Origin of the sequence: Cohnella thermotolerans DSM 17683 (assembly GCF_000429825.1) — a bacterium.
GTDB lineage: Bacteria > Bacillota > Bacilli > Paenibacillales > Paenibacillaceae > Cohnella > Cohnella thermotolerans.
Genome location: NZ_KE386957.1, coordinates 88,270 through 109,572, shown reverse-complemented (window position 1 = coordinate 109,572; position 21,303 = coordinate 88,270). Strand labels below are relative to the sequence as shown.

19 protein-coding genes are annotated in these 21,303 nt (G+C 58.7%); 10 read left to right on the top strand and 9 right to left on the bottom strand.

Annotation, left to right across the window (positions count from 1 at the left end; all coding sequences use genetic code 11):
• Window positions 1–87 precede the first annotated feature (87 nt).
• Complete coding sequence (locus G485_RS31100) at window positions 88–567, top strand: glycosyltransferase family 2 protein (protein ID WP_027094019.1); 480 nt, start codon at window positions 88–90, stop codon at window positions 565–567.
• 141 nt (window positions 568–708) lie between these two features.
• Here G485_RS31100 and G485_RS0120195 read toward each other — a convergent pair whose 3' ends face one another.
• Window positions 709–1,719: a ketoacyl-ACP synthase III gene (locus G485_RS0120195; protein ID WP_027094018.1), complete on the bottom strand. Its 1,011-nt coding sequence runs from the start codon at window positions 1,717–1,719 to the stop codon at window positions 709–711.
• Window positions 1,720–1,893: 174 nt separating this feature from the next.
• Between G485_RS0120195 and G485_RS28615 the strand changes: the two genes are divergently transcribed.
• Entirely contained in the window at window positions 1,894–2,799 is a 906-nt protein-coding gene (locus tag G485_RS28615; RefSeq protein ID WP_027094017.1) for a YhcN/YlaJ family sporulation lipoprotein, read from the top strand.
• A 471-nt stretch (window positions 2,800–3,270) separates the two neighbouring features.
• The gene (locus G485_RS0120185) at window positions 3,271–3,495 is read left to right on the top strand and encodes a helix-turn-helix domain-containing protein (RefSeq protein ID WP_027094016.1); all 225 of its coding nucleotides are present in this window, start codon (window positions 3,271–3,273) and stop codon (window positions 3,493–3,495) included.
• Window positions 3,496–3,601: 106 nt separating this feature from the next.
• Here the strand turns inward: G485_RS0120185 and G485_RS27465 are convergent, their stop codons facing one another.
• Window positions 3,602–4,828 carry a CynX/NimT family MFS transporter gene (locus tag G485_RS27465; protein WP_240489218.1) on the bottom strand — a complete coding sequence of 409 codons (1,227 nt, stop codon included), beginning with the start codon at window positions 4,826–4,828 and terminating at the stop codon, window positions 3,602–3,604.
• A 139-nt stretch (window positions 4,829–4,967) separates the two neighbouring features.
• On the opposite strand from G485_RS27465, the gene G485_RS0120175 reads away from it, so the two are divergent.
• Complete coding sequence (locus G485_RS0120175; RefSeq protein ID WP_027094015.1) at window positions 4,968–5,855, top strand: TetR/AcrR family transcriptional regulator; 888 nt, start codon at window positions 4,968–4,970, stop codon at window positions 5,853–5,855.
• A 93-nt stretch (window positions 5,856–5,948) separates the two neighbouring features.
• Here G485_RS0120175 and G485_RS0120170 read toward each other — a convergent pair whose 3' ends face one another.
• From G485_RS0120170 to G485_RS0120160, 3 genes are all read right to left on the bottom strand, one after another.
• Complete coding sequence (locus tag G485_RS0120170; protein ID WP_027094014.1) at window positions 5,949–6,797, bottom strand: sugar phosphate isomerase/epimerase family protein; 849 nt, start codon at window positions 6,795–6,797, stop codon at window positions 5,949–5,951.
• 201 nt (window positions 6,798–6,998) lie between these two features.
• A complete protein-coding gene (locus G485_RS0120165; RefSeq protein WP_027094013.1) occupies window positions 6,999–7,964 on the bottom strand; it encodes an LLM class oxidoreductase in 966 nt (321 codons plus the stop codon).
• Between the two features lie 100 nt (window positions 7,965–8,064).
• Entirely contained in the window at window positions 8,065–8,367 is a 303-nt protein-coding gene (locus G485_RS0120160) for an ArsR/SmtB family transcription factor (RefSeq protein WP_027094012.1), read from the bottom strand.
• A gap of 594 nt (window positions 8,368–8,961) precedes the next feature.
• Between G485_RS0120160 and G485_RS0120150 the strand changes: the two genes are divergently transcribed.
• The 3 genes from G485_RS0120150 (at window position 8,962) to G485_RS0120140 (ending at window position 12,040) form a co-directional block, all read left to right on the top strand.
• Window positions 8,962–9,192, top strand: coding sequence for a response regulator transcription factor (locus G485_RS0120150; RefSeq protein WP_027094010.1), 231 nt, complete (start codon window positions 8,962–8,964; stop codon window positions 9,190–9,192).
• Window positions 9,193–9,428: 236 nt separating this feature from the next.
• Complete coding sequence (locus tag G485_RS0120145) at window positions 9,429–11,240, top strand: ABC transporter ATP-binding protein (RefSeq protein WP_027094009.1); 1,812 nt, start codon at window positions 9,429–9,431, stop codon at window positions 11,238–11,240.
• Window positions 11,241–11,317: 77 nt separating this feature from the next.
• The gene (locus tag G485_RS0120140) at window positions 11,318–12,040 is read left to right on the top strand and encodes an SDR family oxidoreductase (RefSeq protein ID WP_027094008.1); all 723 of its coding nucleotides are present in this window, start codon (window positions 11,318–11,320) and stop codon (window positions 12,038–12,040) included.
• Window positions 12,041–12,392: 352 nt separating this feature from the next.
• Here G485_RS0120140 and G485_RS27460 read toward each other — a convergent pair whose 3' ends face one another.
• Window positions 12,393–13,760: a sensor histidine kinase gene (locus G485_RS27460; RefSeq protein WP_035157395.1), complete on the bottom strand. Its 1,368-nt coding sequence runs from the start codon at window positions 13,758–13,760 to the stop codon at window positions 12,393–12,395.
• Window positions 13,761–14,074: 314 nt separating this feature from the next.
• Here G485_RS27460 and G485_RS0120130 point away from each other — a divergent pair, with 314 nt between their 5' ends.
• Window positions 14,075–15,418 (top strand): DRTGG domain-containing protein, encoded by a 1,344-nt coding sequence (locus G485_RS0120130; RefSeq protein WP_027094007.1) that lies wholly within the window; start codon window positions 14,075–14,077, stop codon window positions 15,416–15,418.
• Here the strand turns inward: G485_RS0120130 and G485_RS0120125 are convergent.
• The 3 genes from G485_RS0120125 to G485_RS0120115 all read right to left on the bottom strand — a co-directional run bounded on the left by G485_RS0120125 (window position 15,390) and on the right by G485_RS0120115 (window position 16,620).
• Window positions 15,390–15,695, bottom strand: a complete 306-nt coding sequence (locus tag G485_RS0120125; protein WP_027094006.1) for a YtpI family protein — start codon at window positions 15,693–15,695, stop codon at window positions 15,390–15,392. The genes G485_RS0120130 and G485_RS0120125 overlap by 29 nt on opposite strands.
• A gap of 82 nt (window positions 15,696–15,777) precedes the next feature.
• Window positions 15,778–16,227 carry a sporulation membrane protein YtrI gene (locus G485_RS0120120; protein ID WP_156922523.1) on the bottom strand — a complete coding sequence of 150 codons (450 nt, stop codon included), beginning with the start codon at window positions 16,225–16,227 and terminating at the stop codon, window positions 15,778–15,780.
• 45 nt (window positions 16,228–16,272) lie between these two features.
• Complete coding sequence (locus G485_RS0120115) at window positions 16,273–16,620, bottom strand: YtrH family sporulation protein (RefSeq protein ID WP_035157391.1); 348 nt, start codon at window positions 16,618–16,620, stop codon at window positions 16,273–16,275.
• Window positions 16,621–16,714: 94 nt separating this feature from the next.
• Between G485_RS0120115 and G485_RS0120110 the strand changes: the two genes are divergently transcribed.
• Both G485_RS0120110 and G485_RS0120105 read left to right on the top strand, forming a co-directional pair.
• Entirely contained in the window at window positions 16,715–20,578 is a 3,864-nt protein-coding gene (locus G485_RS0120110) for a DNA polymerase III subunit alpha (RefSeq protein WP_027094003.1), read from the top strand.
• A 450-nt stretch (window positions 20,579–21,028) separates the two neighbouring features.
• Window positions 21,029–21,217 (top strand): hypothetical protein, encoded by a 189-nt coding sequence (locus G485_RS0120105; RefSeq protein WP_027094002.1) that lies wholly within the window; start codon window positions 21,029–21,031, stop codon window positions 21,215–21,217.
• Window positions 21,218–21,303 lie beyond the last annotated feature (86 nt).

Here is a 21,303-nt window from a genome sequence, read left to right as displayed (position 1 = left end):
GAAGAGGGAGAAAGCGGAAAGCGTCCGGACGGGCCGCAACCCGGCTGGAATCCGGATCCTTCGCGCTGGCGCCGTACCGACCGGCTGATGGGGTTCTGCCTGCTGTTCCGCAGGGAGCTGTTCCGGCGGATCGGCTACTTCGACGAAGGCTTCGAGCTGGGCAATTTCGAGAACGATGATTTTAACATCCGCGTCCGAATGCTCGAGAAAGCTCTGGTTATCGCGGAAGACACGTTCATCCACCATTACGGAAGCGTGAGCATGAAGGCGCTGGGCGACCGTTTCACGCTCGTGAACGACCGGAATCACCGGTACTTCTTGGACAAATGGCAAAACCCTTACGAGTGGATTCATCGCGTCCTACAGTTGGCGCACGAGAAAAAACAGCCGGTGCCGGATATGACCGCGCTGTACTTCCGGCCCGCCAGCGCTTGGATCCGCATCCGGTTGAGCGTGTCCACCCTCCCGCTGGGGAGAACGAAGACGAACAGCACGCGTTTCGGCATTTTCTCCAACCCCATTCGTTGCAAGATTTGCAGCAATGCTTGCATATGCGGCGAATATTGATCGCGAACCCAGGCGAAGTGCAACTGATCAAGGCGTTGTGCTCCTGCACATACTGAACCTGCCGGGCGATTTTGTCCGGGGCCTGTTTTTATTGTTTAGGGGGCCCCAAAAAGTGCTCGGAATACGCTACGGAGCATCGTGTCACTTTTGGGGGGATTTTAGCGTCCATCGGAGCAGGAGCCCGGCCTGCGACAGCCCCGAACCGAAGCCGTACAGCGCGACGAGGTGGCCGGCGGCGAGCCGCCCTTCCCGCACAGCCAGATCGAGCGCCAGCGGAATCGAAGCCGCCGAGGTGTTGCCGTAATGCGTCAAGCTGTAGAGCGCCTTCTCGGCCGGCAATTCGAGCCGTTCGCACATCGCTTCGATCATCCGCAGATTGGCGCTGTGCGGCACAAACCAGTCGAGCTCGCGCGGCTCTAGGCCGACCTTGTCCAGCATGCGGCGAACGCCTTCGGGAACGTGCGAGACGGCCCATTTGTACACCTCGCGGCCGTTCTGGACGATTTTGCCGCCGCCCGCGAGCGGCTGGCCGTCCCATTCGGTCGACAAACCGGCCGCATAAACCGATCCGCCGCCCGAGCCGTCCGTCATGGCGTCCGAAGCGATGAACGCTCCTTCCGGCGCCGATTCCAGAAGCACCGCGCCGGCTCCGTCGCCGAACAGAATGCAGGTGGAGCGGTCCGAGTAATCTGTAATTTTGGACAGCGTCTCGACGCCGATCACGAGAACTTTGCGGTAGGCGCCGGTTTGCAGCAGACCGCCGGCCGCTTGCAGGGCGGCGACGAATCCGGCGCAGGCGGCGTTCAGGTCGAAGGCCAGACAAGCCCGGATGCCGAGCGCCCGCTGGACGCGGGACGCGACGGAAGGAAAAGGCGTATCCGGCGTTGTGGTAGCGACAAGGACAGCGTCGATGTCGGCCGCTTCTTTGGCATAGCGCGCAAGCAGCTGCTGTGCCGCCTTGACGGCCAAGTGGCTGGAAAATTCATCAGGGGCGGCGATCCGCCGCTCCCGGATGCCCGTCCGGCGAACGATCCATTCGTCGTTCGTATCGACCATAGCGGCCAAATCGTCGTTCGTCAAGCGCCGTTCGGGGACGTAGCTGCCAATCCCCGTGATGGCGGCGTTCGATTTCCATTCGTTCGTGCGAATCATCGCGATCGCTCCTCTTATTATCAGATATTAGAACCAGGTACTAAATGCAGGTACCCTCATGATAGATGCAAAATGTACTATTGTCAATACGAACGGCGGCGGCATATTCGCCATGGCCCGGGGCATCTTAAGCATTGGCGGACAACGCCGAGATTACAGCCAAGGAGGGTTACGATGCTTAAAGGTGTGGCCGTGTCTTCCATTGTCCTCTCAACCGCATTGGCAATGACGGGCTGTATGACCAAGCAAGGCGATGTCGGGAACAAAAACATCCGGCCCAATAGTTATAAAATGCAAGGGTTGAACGGAACCCGCTTTGCGAACGACGGAGCGAACGAGGCGAACCGGATTCGCGGCACTCAGCAGATGAACAACAATTTGACCGGCTTGCACGGCAATACCCGCATGGAGATGAGCCAGAAGATCGCGGACAAGCTGGCCGCTCTTCCGGAGATCAAGTCGGCCTTCGTTGTGTTGACGAACCGCAACGCGTACGTAGCGATCGTCGAGGACAAGAACGGAGTGCGGACGCATTTGAACCGCAACAAAAGCACGGTCGGAACGCAAAACGCTCATGGGATTTCCCGGTACAGCACGGGCGGCTCGGCCCTTCCCGATCGCGGCACCGGCTTGAACAATCCGAATACGTTCCGGTCTCATTACGGCGTGAAGGGCCATCATTATCATCCGTTGAACATGGGCAGTACCGTTCCCCGGACGGGCATGAAGGGTGCAGGCGGCCTGACGGCGGGGGGCACCGGGCAATCCGGCACGGCGGGGACGACGAACGCGGACGTCTCCGATATGATCAAGAATAAGGTTGCGGACATTGTGAAGGGCATGGAGCCGACGGTCGAAAATGTCTACGTCTCGGCAAACCCGGACTTTTACGGAAGAGTGCAAACCTATGCTGCCGACGTCACGAACGGACGCCCGATTCAAGGGCTGATCGCCCAATTTAACGCGTTGGTCGAACGGATTTTCCCGCAAGCGGCCGGAACCGGCACGCAGCTTCCCGCGAAGACGGCGCCCCACTATTATGCGCCGACGGCACCGTCCCGATCCGGCACGCTCCGCTGAGCGAGCCCAAGCCGAAGAGAAAGCACGATACCCCGAACGAACCGGCAAGGTTCGCTCGGGGTTTTTACTTGTCGGGAAAACCGAATTTTCATCGATGACCTCCGGGGTATTCATGGAGAGCGGGCATAAGCGGTGCGCCATTCAATGCCTTACCGGGAATGGAAGAAGCTCGACTGCCAGTAGGAAATCCCGTTCAGGAGGCGGTTCAGCGCTTGCAAAACGGGCGTTGGCCCGGTTGCGCGGGACCGCTGCCATTGCATATATTATCGTGAGTCCCGGAGAAAATGAGATCGGTAGCTGGCGGTACCGCATCACCGGAACGCCATCGTCGGCGAATGAATCCGAGCAAGGCTGTACGCCCAAAATTACCGGGTTACCGCACCAGCGTCCGACGCCTTTCATATGATAAAGTTGACTGTATCCCTTAACCTTGTAATCATTCCAATCCCGGGCAAGGAGGGGTGACACACGTTGAAAGGCAGCGACCACAAAAGCAAATTCCTTCTCACCAATCGGGAACGCGAAGTTTTCGAACTGCTTGTGCAGGACAAAACAACCCGCGACATTGCCCAGCAATTGTTTATCAGCGAGAAAACGGTCCGCAACCACATCTCCAATGTGATGCAAAAGTTGACTGTCAAAGGTCGTTCGCAAGCGGTTGTCGAGCTGATCAAGCTTGGGGAGCTCAAAATCTGACCCATCGAGCGATGCATGCGGATGCAGCCGACCTTCTTTTTCGTTGCTTCATCGGGAGCGGCGGGAAAGAAGGTTTTTTAGTTTGAATAGCTATATGAAGACGTAATTATATTTGAGCTTCATGCACAGCTACAGGCGCTTTGCGTTGTCCGTTCGAGCTTAAATAAACATTGCGGCCGGCGCCGAGACCCACAATCAATAAAAGAATACTGGCGATAACTAGGATCATCAATGAGAAGAACCAAGTTTCGGTTATATCGTGAAGAAAACCGAACAGAATCGGGCCGATGGCCGCCAGGAGATAGCCGATGGACTGAGCCATGCCCGACAATTCGGCGGCTTGTCGGGCGTTGTGTGTGCGAAGCCCAAAAAAAGCAAGCGCCAAACTGATACTTGCTCCGACAGCAATACCGATACAAATCATCCAGAGCCATGTAAGCGCGGCAGGCCCGAACAGCAATCCGAGATAGCCAGCGAGATGAAAAATGACCGTAGCTACGACGATTCCTTTTTGGTTGGTTTGACGGGCGGCCAGAACCGGAACAACGAAAGAAATGGGGAGGCTGACAAACTGCATCGCAGACAACATCCACCCGGACGATGCAATACTCATGCCCCTCTCATGCAAGATCTCGGGCAGCCAAGTCGCATTAATGTAAAACATTAAGGATTGAAGTCCCATGAACAGCGTGACTTGCCATGCAAGGGCGGAACGCCAAATCGAACCTTCTCTTTCGTAAACCTTCGTAACATGACGGTAGCGAAGCTGCGGCAGCCAGCATAAGACCGCTAATCCCGCCAATAAAGCCCAGCTTCCGAGAGACCCTCGCCAGCCTAAACCGGCTTCGACCGAAAGCGGTATGCTAATTCCGGATGCCAGTGCGCCGAAGACATTCATGGATACCGAGTAAGCGCCTGTCATCGGTCCGACTTGGTCGGGAAAGTCCCGTTTGACCAAACTCGGCAGAAGCACGTTGCCGACTGCAATGGCCAACCCGATGATAAACGTTCCTATAAATAATGTCGGGATCGAAGGAGCGGAACGGACAAGAATCCCAATCGTAAGCAGGACCAGGCTGACCATTAAGGTCAGTTCCATCCCTAATCGGCGAGTGATTTTGGGCGTTAACGGAGAGAGAATGGCAAACGCAAGCAGCGGTAAAGTGGTAAGCATCCCTGTGATCGTGTTGGACAAGTGGGTTTGGGAGCGAATGGCCCCGACCAAGGGACCCAATCCGGTGAGGGCAGCCCGAAGGTTTGCGGCTACTAGCATAATTCCGAGGATGAGTATTACGGTTTTGGCGCGAGAGCGTGCAGTATGATCGTTCTCCACATGATTCCTTCTAATCCTATCCGTCATCAAACTAAACCTGCTTTCTTTGTCTCTAAGTTGTTAATGGACACCCGGCTTTGACTTGGTGTTTATTATTTTGTACGATAAGTCATACCGATGTCAAGAAAGGATACTGCCTATGATCGTAACGAAACAGGAGATCATCCGGTCGGCAACCAAGCTTTTTAAGGAACGGGGGTTTCTTTCGACCTCGATCCAAGATATCGCGGACGATTGCCGGATCGCCAAGGGTTCCGTTTATAAATATTTTCGGTCGAAGGAAGACTTGTTCAGCGAGGTGTTCGATCATTGCCAGAACGCTTACTTCGAAGAGGCCGAAAGGCTGAAGCTTCTTCCGCACCCTTCGGCGAGAGACATGTTTCTTCAACAAATCATTTTTCGGTTTCAGTATTTTTTGGAGTATAAGTTCATTTTGGTCGAATTTGCCGAGCTCCCCATCCAGCAGGACGCCAAGTTCCATCCGCTGCGGCTTCGCGTTCGAGGCAGGTTGATGAAGTGGCACAAAGACTGTCTGTTGAGTATGTACGGGGAGGAGATCGAACCTTACCTATGGGATCTCGCATTCATTTACAAAGCGCTTCTGAAGGAGTACCAGTTCTGGATTATTCAAGAAGCCAATTTGCTATCGATTGAAGAGACGGCTTGTTTTATATTGGATAAATTGGATGTGCTGGTTAAACATTTGATTGCAACCGGGCCGAAACCGATGCTCCGGCAATCTGCCTTCGAGCGGTATATTCACTGGGGAGCGGAAGGAGGAGAAGAAGAGAAGACCGAGATGATCGAGGAGCTGCTTGGGGAGATCCAGATGACGCTTCAAGACATTCAGGCCGGGAGCGAACACCGGCGGGAACTGCAAGAGATCTTGGATTTGCTTCGGAAGGAGGTAAGCAAGGAATCGCCGAACGGCCCGTTGATCAAAGCTTTATTCGCTTACTTGGAAAAGGAGAGCGAGTTGAAAAGCGCTGTGTTGCAGTTAAAAAACATAGTTCTCAGCGGTACGTGAAGGGGGGCAACCTTGAAGCCGGATCGCCGCCGGCTGGCGGAAAGCGCCCCTGCCAACGGCGACCGACGAGCGCGCTGTCAAGCAGCGGCAACATTACGGCAGCAATTTCAATTCCGCCCAGTGCGGATGAGCCTCCAGACGACGTTCCATGTCGCGGAAAGCCTGGAGCGACCGTTTCAGCTTCGCGTAGGCGTCGCCCCCTTCGCTCCAGCCTTGAAAACCGATCATCCCCTGAAAACCGATCTTTCGAAGCTCTCCAAGCAAGGCGAAGTTGTCCAGCTCGCCTTCGTCCAGCGGCTCGATCGTCGCCACGTTGCCGAATCCGTGCGGATTCCGGCGGCTGCCGGACAGGTTCGCTTGCTTCAGATACGGCGCCGCCGCCTCCAGTATGCCCCTTAGGTTGGTTCCGTCGACGGCGTACCAGTGGTAGCCGCAGAACACGATTCCCAAATGGGGATGGTTCAACCGCCGGCACAGCCGCACCGCATCTTCGTGGCGTTCGACCCAGAAGGACAGGTGCGTATAGAGCAGGAGATCGATGTTTCGACGCTCGCAAATCTTAAGCGCTTTTTCCAGCCACTTCACCGCGATGTCGTCGCCAGCCGGATCCGACGGGCGCAGATGGCCGCCAACGGACTGGATCGCGAGTTCGACCGTCGAACACCCCTCAATCGTCTCCAACAATTTCAGGATGCCTTGATTTTTCGGATGGTCTTCGCCTAGAGACAAATCCAGCACGACGTACACACCCGCTACGTCCAGCCCATATTTCGGCTTGACGCTGCCAAGCTTCGCCGCATCCCGCCACCGCTCTCCGTGCCAGATGGACATATGCATGGCATCGTAGCCGATCTCTTGCAGCATCTCGCACCGCGCTTCAAAACTGTAAATGCCCATGGAGTTGTAGAAGGAAAAATCCATCGCATACACACGGTAAGCCATCGCTGTCAGCTCCTCCTTCCCGGCGAACCGATTCCCGCGTCCCCGGAATCGCCGTAGCTATGCCCTAACGCATACGCTCGTTGCAACAGATTGTCGTAATGCTTGCCGATTTCTTCTTCGCTATCCTTATCTTCAGCCAGCGTGTTATACAGAAACGCCACTTCCGATCGGGAAATGCCCGTATACCCGGCCAGAACCTGCTCACGAATTTTCCTGCTGCTTGCCGGTCACTGCGGGAAAATGCGGTACGACTTCTTCGCCCAGCTCTTCAATCACTTCTTCAACCGGACGATGGCCATATTTTAAATTGATGATCACATGATTGACGCCTACTGTCTGAAGCAACTGAATGAATTCGATCAACGGATTGCGCCCGATTCGGAATCCTAAATGAATGGGAACCGGCGGATGATTCGGATCTTCGGTCAAATCGATATAGAGCGATTGAGTGAACGGTTTAAACGGATCGGTGAGGGATCGCCAATTTTGAATCAGTTCCGCTTGAAATTTCACGTTTCGAGGGTAATACATCCATCCGTCGCTATGTTGGGAGATCCATTCAATGGACTGCGCGCTGTGGCCGGTAACCAGCACCGGAATATCCGACAGACGCGGTTTGGGCAAAAGGTCCGCTTGCGACAGATCGACACGCGGCGTTCGGATCGCCGGAAAGTTTTCCTTCCACACCTTTTTCATGACCGAAAGGGCTTCTTGAAACAAAGTGCCGCGCTGTTGGACATCAACGGAGAAGGCTGGGAATTCTACAGGACGATCCCCGGTCGCTACCCCGAGAACGAGGCGTTCGCCGGACAAGTGATCGATGGAAGCAGCTGCTTTGGCTACATGCAAAGGGTGACGCAAGGTGAGAATAATGCTTGCGGTGCCCAAAGCGATGTTTTGGGTATGGGCAGCTAGATATCCTAGATAAGCCCAGGGATCATAAATTTGCCCCACATCCCCAAAATAGGGGTCATGCAACGGAACATCCCGCACGAACAAGGCGGCGAAATTCAGCTCTTCCGCTCTTTTGGCCAGCTTGATTTGCTTATCGACGTTCATCTCCGGAATGCTGCCTTCGTAGGATTCCAAAGGAAAAAACAATCCAAGCGTCAGATGGTTCTCTTTAAACATGCGTGAATAACCTTTGTGCTTTTCGAACCGATTCATCTTCGCCCCTCCGTATATATAAATTTAAATATCTATAATATTCGATGTAATAATAAAATAAAATGCACGATTGTGCAAGGGAGTTGGACATTCAACGGCTTTACAACTCTCTGGACAACCATTCCGTTATTTTTTTAATGTTTTCCTCATCTCTTTTATAATAAGTAAATTGCCCAACGCGTTTGGCTTTTATCAATCCGGCGTTTTGCAGCATCGATAGGTAAAAGGATACTGTGGATTGTGACAATCCGACTTTTTTATGGATGTCGCTCACGCAAACCCCGTCTTCGTGGATATCCCCATTTTGCGGCTTTGGAAAATAGGTTTCCGGATTTTTTAACCACTTCATCATGAGCAGCCTCGTTTCATTGGCCAAGGCTTTAAATACCTCCAATTGTTCCATGGCTACCTCCTCCAGATGCGTAAGAATTCGGCTTCGAATGCGAACAATTCTGCCTGCTTAAGCAACCAATCAAAGTTTTACTCATTCTAACATTACATAAGGGGTAATGCTATCCGCTGTCAAGCACGACCATGTGCTTCGGTCCAAAGCGGCACTTTATGCGTGACGATCTCGGTCGGATCGAATGCGTCTTCCGTAATTTTCTGGTACAACATCGGCAAGTAGTGGATCACGGGAGCCTGTCCCATGGTCAGCCTCACGTTTCGCTCCCACATGTTGCCGAACAAGAGAGGAACCGACCGCTATTTCCGCGACTTCCGGTCCCGCATTCGACCCGATTCGCCGAAGCTTTCCGCACCAATCGACTTCTTTCCGTTTTTTTCGAACGGGTTTGCTGTCGCCGGGCCGGACGGGCGACAGATGTAACGCTTTGGATTAACCCCGCTGCAGCGGGGATTTTTGTCGTTTGTGAAAAATTGTTGTGAAAATCCGATCCGACACGACAAACTGACAGCATCCGCGGAAAGCGGTGTCTATAATGAGGAGAAAACGGGCTTGCCTCAATCTTATTTCCGCTCATGGAGGGATTTGTTAATGAACGAATGGCTGACGGAATCCGCCTTCGAGCAAGCGGCGGAGAAGTACCGGCTCACGCAACGGGAGAAAGAAATTTTAAATTATTGGATGAGAGATTACGACTACAAGCGCATCGCCGATCTGCTCGGAATCAGCCGCCATACGGTCAAAGTCCACATTTCCAGAATCAATCTGAAAATGCAGGTCAACTCGAAAGCGTCGCTCATTCTCAAAATGATCGGAGCCTGAGCGATAGGGAGAAAAAGCGAACGGGCTCTCGAAGGGCAAAACCGCGAAAACTTGATCAAGCGGCAGATATCGTTAGATTCTGTGCCGATAAAGCCCGTTATGGAGGCCGCAGCGCTGAATGCCGCGGCTTCTTCTCCATTTCTCCGGTTTACACTAAGCGAGTTATGCCCGAAAATGGGGTAGTTAGCTTTTTGTGAACGCGTGTTTATCGCGTGGAGAAAGGGGAATCGCTCATCATGTCGACCGCTGCGGCTGCCGCTTCCCAACCCGCCGAATCCCAATCGTACGGCTTGGAGCATCTGTTCGAGAACGAAGCGTTGACGGACCGCCGTCCGTTTCACATTTTATCGCTGCTTTACAGGGATCATTGGCGCAAATTGCTGTTGTCCACGTTTTTCTTCCTGATCAAGCATTCGCCGGTTTACGTCCTGCCCATCGTAACGGCGAATCTGATCAATATGGCGACGAAGCCCGATCAGTACGGGACGGCCGCGTTGTGGTGGAACTTCATCCTCCTGTTCGTCGTCATTGTCCAGAACATTCCGACGCAAGTGCTTCACATCAGCTATATGAGCAAGGCGATCCGCTACGTCGAGGCGGGGCTCCGAAGTACGCTCGTGCGCAAGCTGCAGCGCCTGTCCATGGCGGCGCACGGCGAGCTGGCCGCAGGCAAGCTTCAATCGAAGGTGCTGCGCGACGTCGAAGCCATCGAGTTTCTGTCCCGGCAGATGATGATGTCCGTCATGCCCGCGATCGTCAGCGTCATCGTCGCGATCTGCATCACGGCTTCCCGGAGTCTGCTCGTCACCGGCTTCTTCATCCTGACGATTCCGACGGCGCTCGTCGTCGTCTCGTTTTTCCGCAAGAAAATCCGGCGCACGAACAGCGAATTCCGCAAGCAGATCGAATCGATGTCCGGCCAGGTGTCGGAGATGGTCGGCATGATGCCGGTCACGCGGGCGCACGGTCTGGAGCAGACGGAAATCCGCAAGATCGACAACACGCTTAGCAAGCTGCGCAACAAAGGCTACCGTCTCGACATCGTGGAAGCGTATTTCGGCTCCTCGGCATGGGTGACGTTCCAGGTGTTCCAGGTGCTCTGCCTGGCGTTCACGATATTGCTCGCGTACCGCGGCACCATTCCGGTCGGCGACGTCGTGCTGTACCAGTCGTTCTTCACGATGATTCTGAACTCGATCTCGCAATTGCTGAACGTCTACCCGAACATCGCCAAGGGCTTCGAGTCCATCTACTCCGTCACCGAAATCTTGCTGTCCAAGGACACCGAGGAGTATCAGGGGAAGAAAAAGCTCGAAGCGCCTCGAGGCCATTTCACGTTCGAGTCCGTCCACTTCGGCTATCCGAATTCCGACCGGCACGTGCTGAGCGACTTTAACCTCGACGTCAAGGCGGGGGAGTGCATCGCGCTCGTCGGGGCTTCCGGAGCGGGTAAATCGACCGTGCTGAACCTGGTCATCGGCTTCAACAAGCCGCTCAAAGGACAGGTGCGGGTGGACGGCATACCGATGGAGGAGCTCGACATGGGTGCTTACAGGCGGCACCTGGCGGTCGTTCATCAGAACACGGTGCTGTTCTCGGGATCGATCCGGGAAAACATTACGTACGGCTTGCCGTCGGTCAGCGAGGAGAAGCTGGCGGAAGTCGTGCGGATGACGCATCTGGAGGATGTTATCGCGCAGCTCCCGCAAGGGCTGGATACGCCGGTCGGCGAGCACGGCGGCAAGCTGTCGGGCGGCCAGCGCCAGCGGATCGCCATCGCCCGCGCGCTTATCCGCGATCCGTCCATTATTCTGCTCGACGAAGCGACGTCGGCGCTGGACAACGAGTCGGAGTATTACGTGCAGAAGGCAATGCAGCAATTGATCAAGGGGCGCACCACGTTCATCGTGGCGCACCGGCTGTCCACGATCCGCGACGCCGACCGCATCGTCGTCATGAAGCAGGGAAGGTGCGTCGAGATCGGGACGTACGAAGAGCTGATGGCGAAGCGCGGCGAGTTCTATCAATTGAAGCAGCTGCAAGCGTAAAAATGGAGAGAAGCGGGCCCGGTGGCCGGGCCCTTCTCTATTAGATGAGATGGCGAGGAAAGGATCGTGATGTCGCGGTGATCAAAACGGCATGCGTGACCGGGGCGGACCGGGGAATCGGGTTGGAGCTCGTCAAACGGCTTCTTGAAAGGGGTTGCAAGGTTTTCGCCGGGAAATACGCCTCCGCTCGGGGAGCTTTGGACGAGCTGCGGGAGGAGCATCCGGACCGGCTGAGCGTCATTCCGCTCGATATCGGCAGCGACGCAAGCGTTCGTCAGGCTGCTTCGCAGATTGCGGAGAGCGCCGCCGCGATCGATCTGATCGTTAACAACGCCGGCATACTGGGCGATATCGAGCGGACCGTCTATGACGAAGACCTCGATTTCGACGAGATGCTGCAAGTGTTCAACGTCAACGCGCTCGGCGCGTTCCGCGTGGTCCACGCGCTGCTGAAGCCGCTCATGCGTTCGGAAGGCAAGCTGATCGCGAACATCTCCTCGGAGGCCGGCAGCATCGGAGCCGCGAAGCGAACGAACTGGTACGGCTATTGCATGTCGAAGGCGGCGTTGAATATGCAGGCGGTTCTGCTGCATAATCAGCTGCGGGAGCAAGGCGGCCAGGTGCTGCTCATTCATCCGGGATGGGTGCAGACACAGATGAGAGGGCATCTGGACGCCGGCGCGACCTATACGCCCGAGCAGGCTTCCGTCCATATTATGGACGTGATCGCGGACCGCGAACGCTATCGCGGCGACAAGCCGGCGTTCGTCGATCTGCTCGGCCGGCCGTATCCTTGGTAACACCGGGCATTCAAGTTGACGGAAGGCGGAGAGGAATATGAAGATTCGGAGAAAAGCGCTCGTGCTCGGCGATTAAGACCAGCCGCCTTATCATCCGTACGTGCAGATCGGGCATCACCGGCCCTCCTTCGCCGTTCCCGAATTCCGGCGCCTGCTCGCGAACGGCGCGCGCTGGTGCGCCCCGCGGGATTAGCGAATGGGCGGTGCTGCAAGAACGGAGCGCGGTATGATCGCGCTCTCGTTGCTGCGTGGCGGCCGCACAACCGGCAAACGAGCGGCGCAGGGCGCTGCGATATCGGTTTTCGATATGGCAAGGGGCAACCGAGTTTCCGCGCCCTTACGCGTCGCCCGTTCAACCGGTTTGTCCGGCGGCGGCGCCCGCCCCCTTGCGGGGAAGAACGACGCTGAATACCGTCGTGTCGGGAGGCTCGTTCCGGACGGTAAGCGAGCCTTGATAGTGCTTGACCCTTTCCTGGACGATGGACAAGCCGAGACCGGCGTGCTCATCCGCTTTGGTCGTGTACCCCGGAAGGAAGATCATCTCCCGTTCCGCCTCGTTCAGGCTTCGCCCCCGGTTGCTGACGGTTAACTCGACGTGGCTCGGCAGGCACTTCAGGACCGCATGAACCACTCTGGCTTCGGCGGGCATCCGCTCCGCCTCGTCGAACGCGTTGTTGACCAGGTTGCCGACGATTTTGACAATATCGATCATGCGAATCGTCGACAGATGGTTCCAATCGTCGGACAGCTCGTATGTAAAGCGGATGCCCCGGCTGACGGCCACCGCGGTCTTCGCTTGCACGAAAGCGGCGAGAGCGGGCGACCCGTGCTGGACGATGTCGTTGACGCTGTGCGTTTCCTTCACGACATCGGCCATGTACGCGCCGAGCTCCGCGTATTTTCTCAATTGCAGCATCGTGTACATGACCTGGACGTGATTGAGAAAGTCGTGCCTCTGGCCGCGAATGGATGTAAACATCCGGTTGATCTCTTCCACATAGACGTCCTGGGCCATGCGCGCGGTCTCTTCCCGGGTGCGGGCCAGCAGACGCAGGACGAGAACAAGCGACAGCATGCAAAGCAGGATGGCGGCGTACAAAAGGCCGGCGATGAACGCGGAATGGTTGTCGCTGTGCCGGGTCAGATGAAACGTTTGAACGGTGCCGAGCATGCCGAGCTGCAACGCAATCAGAAGAACAAGCGGGACGACGCCCGATTTGGTGTTGTCGACGATCGCGGAGAACAAGCGCCGGATCGAAGGAAGGCCGCCTTTCCCCACAAGTCCGGCGACGATCCATTCCACTATCAGGATCGGATAGATACCGGCCACAACCAGATAGAAGGGAGACGACACAGGAAAGTCGGCCGAAGGCGCTCCCAGCAAGTTAACCGCAATGAGCGTGCAGCCCAAATCGGTCATAATGGCGATCAGATAAGACGTCACGAAGACGCCGATTTTCCGCCTCCGGGGAAGCTTGCGGAACAGGGCGGCTACCAGAACCGCATTGATCAGCAGCGAATTGAGAAGCTGCAGCTGACGCGGCACGAAATAGAACATCGAGTCGGTATAGACGGAAGCCACGACGGTCAGCAGGGCGATTCGGACATACATGCCGGGGGGCCGGCCCTCCAGCAGCGTGAAAGCGAGACACCAAATCGTAAACGTCTCGGGCCAAGAGACGAACAAGTCCAGGCGGACGATATTCCAGAACGTTTCCATCGTGTTGCCTCCAGTTAAGGTGAGAACGGCTAAAGATCCAAACGCGATTTGCGACATGCGCACGCAAACGGTTGCACAACAAGTCGAAGGATAGCGAAATAGGTCTCTTTTACCAATTTAATCTTTTAACTGCGATTTGGGTATGAAGGTTGTGCGAAAAAATTGGATAAAATTAAGCAAATGAGCCGGAGCCTCCTTCGGCTGAAAGCCGGCGCCCCTCTCGTCCGGCGCGTTCCCGGCCCGACGTGCACAACGGCATCGATATCCCTTATAATTCATCTCATAATCCAATGTTTCGAAACGAGGGAAAGATCATGGCAGGCGCCGAATCGACGAACGGCGAATTAACGAAGCACGAGCAGCTGCTCCTCTACATCCGGGAGCTTCCGGTCGGCACGCGCATCTCGGTCCGCCAGATCGCCAAGGACCGGTCCGTGTCGGAAGGCACGGCGTACAGGGCGCTGAAGGAAGCCGAGCAGCTCGGGTACGTCAATACGAAGGAGCGCATCGGGACGGTGCGGGTGGACAAGAAGCGGCGCAACCGGCCGGAACAGCTGACGTTCGCCGAAGTGCTGGAGATTGTCCAGGGCGACTTGCTGGGCGGCGGGGAAGGGCTCGAGAAGACGCTGCACAAGTTCGTCATCGGCGCGATGGAGCTGGACGAGATGATGGGATACATCGACGCGGGCAGCCTGCTCATCGTCGGGAACCGGGAGAACGCGCACCGGGTGGCGCTGGAGCACGGAGCCGGCGTGCTGGTGACCGGGGGATTCGGCACGAGCGAGGACGTCAAGGCGTACGCGAACGAGCGGCAGCTGCCGATTCTCACTTGCAAGCACGACACGTTCACGGTCGCTTCGATGATCAACCGCGCCATGTTCGACCGGCTGATCAAGCGGAAAATTATGATGATCGCCGACCTGGTGGAGCCGGCGGCGCGGACGGGCGCGCTGAAGCAGTCGGCGACGGTCGCCGACTTCCTGAAGCTGAGCGCGGAGACGGGGTTCAAGCGGTTTCCGGTGACGGACGATTGGAACCGGGTCGTCGGCATGATTACGTCCAAGGACGTCGTCGGCTCGCCGGCTTCGCAGACGCTGGATAAATTGATGACGAGACGGCCGATGACGGTGACGATGAGCACCCCGATCGCCTCCGCCGCTCACCGGATGGTGTCGGAAGGCATCGAGTTGCTGCCCGTCGTAGACCGGCAGCGCAAGCTCGTCGGCGTCGTCAGCCGCGCCGAAGTGCTGCGGGCGATGCAATTCGCGGGAAGGCACCCGGAACTGGGCGAGACGTTCGATGCGCTCATGTGGGGGGGCTTCGCCGAGCGGAGAGAGGCGGACAACCGGCTCATGTTCACCGGACTGGCCACGCCCCAGATGTCCGGGCCGCTCGGAACGGTGTCGGAAGGCGTGCTGACGGTGCTGATGCAGCAGGCGGCGGCCAAGCTGGCCGAAGATCTGCGCAAGGGGGAGCATGTCTTGCAGAACATGACCGCTTATTTTCTCCGCACCGTGCCGATCGAAGCCTCGATCACCATCGTGCCGAGCATTATCGAAGCGAGCCGCCGGCATCTGATGATGGAGGTGCAGGTGCTTCAGGACGGCGACGTCATGGCCCGGGCGATGCTTACCGCGCAGACGATCGACGCTTTGTGAAGTGCGAATGGTTCCGCATGCCCGCGAACAGGTTGAACAGCCCGAGAAGCATGAACAGGGAGCCGACGATGACGCGGAGCGTCGAGCCGCTGAACAGCACCATCTGAATGAGCGCCAGGAAAATGAGGGTGACGCCGATGCACATGTTCATGCGGGCGCCGTACAGGCCCCGCAGGACCGGATCGGCGCTGCGGCGCGACCGGTAGCTGAAGTAAACGGACAAGACGGACGTCGCGACGACGATCAGGCCGAATATCCATTGCAACGCGTTGATCATGAAGCGCATAACCCCTTTTGGACGACGTGGATTGTTTGGTTGCACACCGCCCTTTATTGTAGCATAAACGCCGCCTCCGCGCTTATTTCCGCAAGGCGGTCTTCGCTTCCACCCACACCTGCAGCACGCTGTCGGCGACGAGCATCGTCCGGATGCTGACGCTCAGATTCTTGTCGCCGATGTCCGTGTACACCTTGCCCTCCAGCAGCTTGCGGACGAGCTGCGCGTCGGAACCGATGTCGTAGATGCTGCGTCCTTTCAAAATCGACAAATCTTTCTCCAGCCTCTGCTTCAGCTCGACCTGCACGACCGCCTCGAGGGCGGGCTTGTTCTCCTCCGGAAGGACGAAAATGACGATGCTGCGAATGACCGATATCTGCCGGTTCGCCAGCAGCTGTTTTTCCGTCAGGTCGAGCTGCTCCTTGATCTCGTAATTCTGGGCCGCGATCCGGCTCGTCTGATCCAGCACCATGGCGCTGTAGACGGCCGCTCCCACGATCATCCCGCAGACGAAAAACGCGACCGCCTGCATGCCTCCGCGAAACCGATTAAAGTCCGGAACCCGCATCGCCGCAGATCACCCCGCGTTCCGGCACATCCACTGGATCAGCTCCGTCGCCAGGTGCGCGCCGAGGAAGGCGCAGAGGATGTAGGCGATCTGCTGGATGGCCGGCGACAAATAGCCTTCCATGACGTGCGATTCGATGACCCGGATCGGGTCGATCGAGCCGCCGATCGCGACGACGACGGCCCATATTTTGATGCGTCCGGCGATGTCGAGCATCGTCTCCTGCGGCGACCGCCACAGGAACAGCGACGCCATGCCCGCCAGCATCGCCGCGCCGAGCACGACGCCGAAAGCGATAAAGAAATCGAGCGTAGCCTGGGAATAAAAGCGATAGAGCCGATCCAATTCCCCGTTCATGTCCATCCCCTCCACTATCAACTATATGGGACGGGCCGACGGCCTTATGATACAATTAAGAGAAGCAGTTTACGGGAAAAGAAGGGATCGTTCCATGTGCGGATTCGTGCATTTGCACGTTCATAGCGAATACAGCCTGCTGGACGGGGCCTCCCGCATCAAGGAGCTGGCCGCCAAAGCCGCCGAGCTGGGCATGAAGGCGCTCGCCCTGACGGACCACGGTGTCATGTACGGCGCCATTCCTTTCTATAAGGCTTGCCGGGAGAGGGGAGTCAAGCCGATCATCGGCATGGAGGCGTACGTGACGGCCGGCTCCCGGCTCGAGCGGGCTTCCCGCCGCGAGCAGCCGATCTACCACCTGACCTTGCTCGCCAAGAACGAGGCCGGCTACCGGAACCTGATGAAGCTGACCTCGATCGGCCACCTCGAAGGGTTCTATTACAAGCCGCGCATCGATTTCGAGGCGCTGTCGCAGCACGCCGAGGGGCTCGTCTGCCTGAGCGGCTGTCTGAGCGGCGAGCTGTCGCAGCATTTGCTCCACGACCGTTACGACGAAGCCAAGGCGACGGCGCTGCGCTACCGCGCGCTGTTCGGCGAAGACTACTTCCTGGAAATTCAGGACCACGGCGTGCTGGAGCAGAAGAAAGTCGCCGCGGGGCTCATCCGGCTGTCGGAGGAGACCGGCATTCCGCTCGTCGCGACGAACGATTCGCACTATTTGCGCGAGGAGGATTCGGCGCTCCAGGACGTGCTCATCTGCATCGGCACGGGCAAAACGCTGGAGGACCAGGACCGGCTCAAAATCGACACGAACCAGCTCTATCTCAAGAGCGGCGAGGAGATGCAGGCGCTCTTCCGCCACCTGCCGGAGGCCATCGCCAACACGGCGCTCATCGCGGACCGGTGCGAGCTGGAGCTGGAATTCGGGCGGCACATCCTGCCCGAATTCCGCCCGCTGCCGGAGGGGCTGACGGCCGGCGCTTATTTGGAGCGGCTGTGCCGCGAGGGGCTGGAGCGCCGGTACGGCCATTTGCCGGAGTGGCGCGAAGCGGGCGAGGGCGATGCCGGGAACGGAGCGGCCGGTGCGAATTTGCCGAAGACGAGCGACGGAGAGCGTTCGGGCGGGAACGGCGGCGCTGACGGCTATGACGGCGGTAAAGACGGCATGAACGATGGCGCCCGTTCCAGCGGCGCCGGCACCGCCGGCCCCTCCTTCCGCCGGATGGCGGAGGAGCGGCTGCGGTACGAGCTGGAAGTCATCGGCCGCATGGGGTTCGAAGATTACTTCCTGATTGTCTGGGACTTCATCCGGTTCGCGCACGAGAAGGGCATCGTGACGGGTCCCGGGCGGGGCTCGGCGGCAGGCAGCCTTGTCGCCTACGCGCTGCGGATTACGGACGTCGACCCGCTGAAGCACAAGCTGCTGTTCGAGCGGTTCCTCAATCCGGAGCGCGTCACGATGCCCGATATCGACGTCGACTTCAGCGACGAGCGGCGGGACGAGGTCATCCGCTACGTCGCGGACAAGTACGGCGAAGAGCACGTCGCGCAGATCATTACGTTCGGAACGCTGGCCGCGCGGGCGGCGGTCCGGGACGTCGGGCGCGTCATGAACGTGCCGTACGGGGAAGTGGACAAGGCGGCCAAGATGATTCCCGGGATGCCGGGGATGTCCATCGAACGCGCGGCGAAGGAGAACGCGGAGTTCCGCGCGCTGTGCGAGGCGGAGGGGCGGGTCGCGGACATGATCGCCATGGCCCGCCGCGCCGAAGGGATGCCGCGCCACGCGTCGACGCACGCAGCGGGCGTCGTCATCTCCTCGGAGCCGCTGACCGACTATGTGCCGCTGCAGGAAGGAACCGGCGGCGTGCCGCTCACGCAATATTCAATGGAGCATCTGGAAGCGGTCGGGTTGCTCAAGATGGATTTTCTCGGGCTGCGGACGCTGTCCATCATCGAGCGCGCCCTCGGCTGGATTCGCGAGGAGACCGGGCGGGAGCTGCGCTGGGAAGAAGTGTCCTACGACGATCCGCTCACCTACGAGCTGATGGGGCGGGGGGATACGACGGGCATTTTCCAGCTCGAATCCGCCGGCATGAGGCGCGTGCTGCGCGAGATGAAGCCGTCCTCGTTCGAGGATATCGTCAGCGCCGTGGCGCTCTATCGGCCGGGACCGATGGAGTTTATCCCGCAATTCATCCGCGCCAAGCACGGGGAGACGGAGATCGAGTATCCGCACCCGTCGCTCGAGCCGATTCTGAAGGATACGTACGGCATTATCGTCTACCAGGAACAGATCATGCAGATCGCTTCCGCGATGGCGGGATTCTCGCTCGGGGAAGCGGATCTGCTGCGCCGGGCGGTCGGCAAAAAGAAGCGCGAGGTGCTGGACGAGCAGCGGACGCATTTCGTGAAGGGAAGTCTCGGCCAAGGCTACAGCGAGGCGGAGGCGAACCGCGTCTACGATCTGATCGTGCGCTTCGCGGACTACGGCTTCTGCCGGGCGCACGCCGCCGCCTACGCGGTGCTGGCGTTTCAGACGGCCTATTTGAAGGCGCACCATCCGGTGCCGTTCATGGCGTCGATGCTGACGGCCGTCATCGGCAACCAGCGCAAGACGGCGGAGTACGTCGACGAATGCCGCCGGATGGGCATCGCCGTGCTGCCGCCGGACGTGAACGAGAGCGGGGTGCTGTTTACGCCCGTCCGGCGGGAAGGCGAGGGGGCGCAAGCGATCCGCTTCGGCCTCGCCGCGGTCAAGAACGTCGGCACCCAGGCGATCGACAGCATTCTGGCGGAGCGGAAGGACGGGCCGTTCGAGAGTCTGAGCGACCTGTGCCGCCGTGTCGACTCCCGCGTGTGCAACAAGCGCGTGTTGGAGTCGCTGCTGCTGTCGGGCGCGCTGGACTCGCTTCCCGGCCACCGGGCGCAGCAGCTCGCCGCGCTCGACGAGACGGTGGAAGCGGCGGCCGCGTGGCGCAAGGAGAAGGAAGAGCTGCAGCTTGAGCTGTTCGATCTGGGCGAATCGCCGAACTGGGAGGTCGAGCTGCCGGAGGTGACGCCGTTTACGGCTTCGCAGACGCTGGAGATGGAGCGGGAGCTGCTCGGACTCTATCTGTCCGGCCATCCGCTCGACGAATACGACGGCCTGTGGGAGCGTCTCGGGCTGGACCGTCTCGTCGATCTGGCGGAGGCGGAGGACGGAGCCGCGGTGCTGACCGCCGGCATGATTGTGTCGGTCAAGCCGATCGTCACGCGGTCGGGTCAGGCGATGGCGTTTCTGGAGCTGGAAGACCGCATTATGGGTGTCGAGCTCGTCGTCTTCCCGTCCGTCTGGAAAAGGGCTTCGGCCGTAGCCGGCAAAGGCGCGCTCGTGCTCGTGCGGGCGAAGCTGCAGCAGGGAGACGAGGATTTCAAGCTGCTGGCGGACGACATTGTGCCGCTCGGCGCGCCGGATTTGCCGGCGCAAGCGGAGCGGCTGCGCCGGCTCGGGAACGCGCGGCCGGGCGCGCGGCGCGCGGGAAGCGCCTCGGCGCCTGCCGGCGCCGGGGCGCAGCCGCCTGCGGCGGCGGGACGCCGCGAGGCTCCGCCGCGGCGGGGCGCGTCCGCGCCGGGCGCAGCGGGGGCGGTTGCCGTTGCGGGAGCTTCGCGAGCGAGCGGCGCGAAGGCTGCGGCGGGCGACGATGCGGTGCAGGCCGCGCGTCCCGCCCGCCCGTCCGGCGAGAGCCCGACGCAGCGCGTCTACATCCGCATCGACGCGGAGCGGGAGCGGCCCGGCGTGCTGGCGAGCCTGAAGCGGCTGCTCGCCTCCCATCCGGGGCCGCTGCCGACGCTGCTGCACTACGAGCGCGAGCATCGCACCGTCGCGCTCTCCGACGAGCTGCGGGTCAAGCCGTCGCCGGAGCTTACCGGCAGCGTCGAGAAGCTGCTCGGCGAAGGCAGCATTCGCATAAAGTAAGCGGGCCAGTGCAGGCAGGGGGTAAGTAGCGATGCGCTACCAAAGGGCCGGTGCAGGCTCCGCCGACGGCTCAATAGGTAGCGATTCGCTACCAAGGGGCCGTGTACACCCTGCCGACGGGCGGTAGGCCGCGAATCGCTACCCAAGGCGCCTGCGCGCCCCCCGCCCACGGCGCGATAGGCCGCGAGTCGCTGCCAAAGCGCCCGTGTGCGTCCTCCGAACGCCCTCCACCCCTTGCGCGGCATGCTTGGTTGCTAGTCTCACGGCATCTGTGCTATCATTTCTTTATTGTGGAGCGAGTCTTGGCTCCCACGGTATTTTCGGCGCTGCAAGTCCGTTCGACCTAAGGCAGGGAGCGGTCCGGAACGATCAAATTCCAAGATGAGCTCGGCTCGCGATTACTAACGACGCATTCAGTAGAATTATGCCATCCATTGGGGGTACCGCTTCATGTGGACGGTCATTTACATTGCACCGACCGCGAAGATTGCGGAACGGATTCAGAAGCGTCTGACCGAGGAAGGCTTCCTCGTGCAGGTTCGCCCCATTAATTTGACCAAGCCTCAATACGAGATATTGGTGCCGTCCGGAGAAGTGCAGGAAGTGCAGGAAGTGCTCGGAAGCATTCTGCACTTGTAGCCGAACCGGATTCCTCCGCGAGCGAACGCTCGCCGGCGGATTGCCCCGCGCACGTCACGCCTGAACGAAGCGGACCGTTCCCGAAC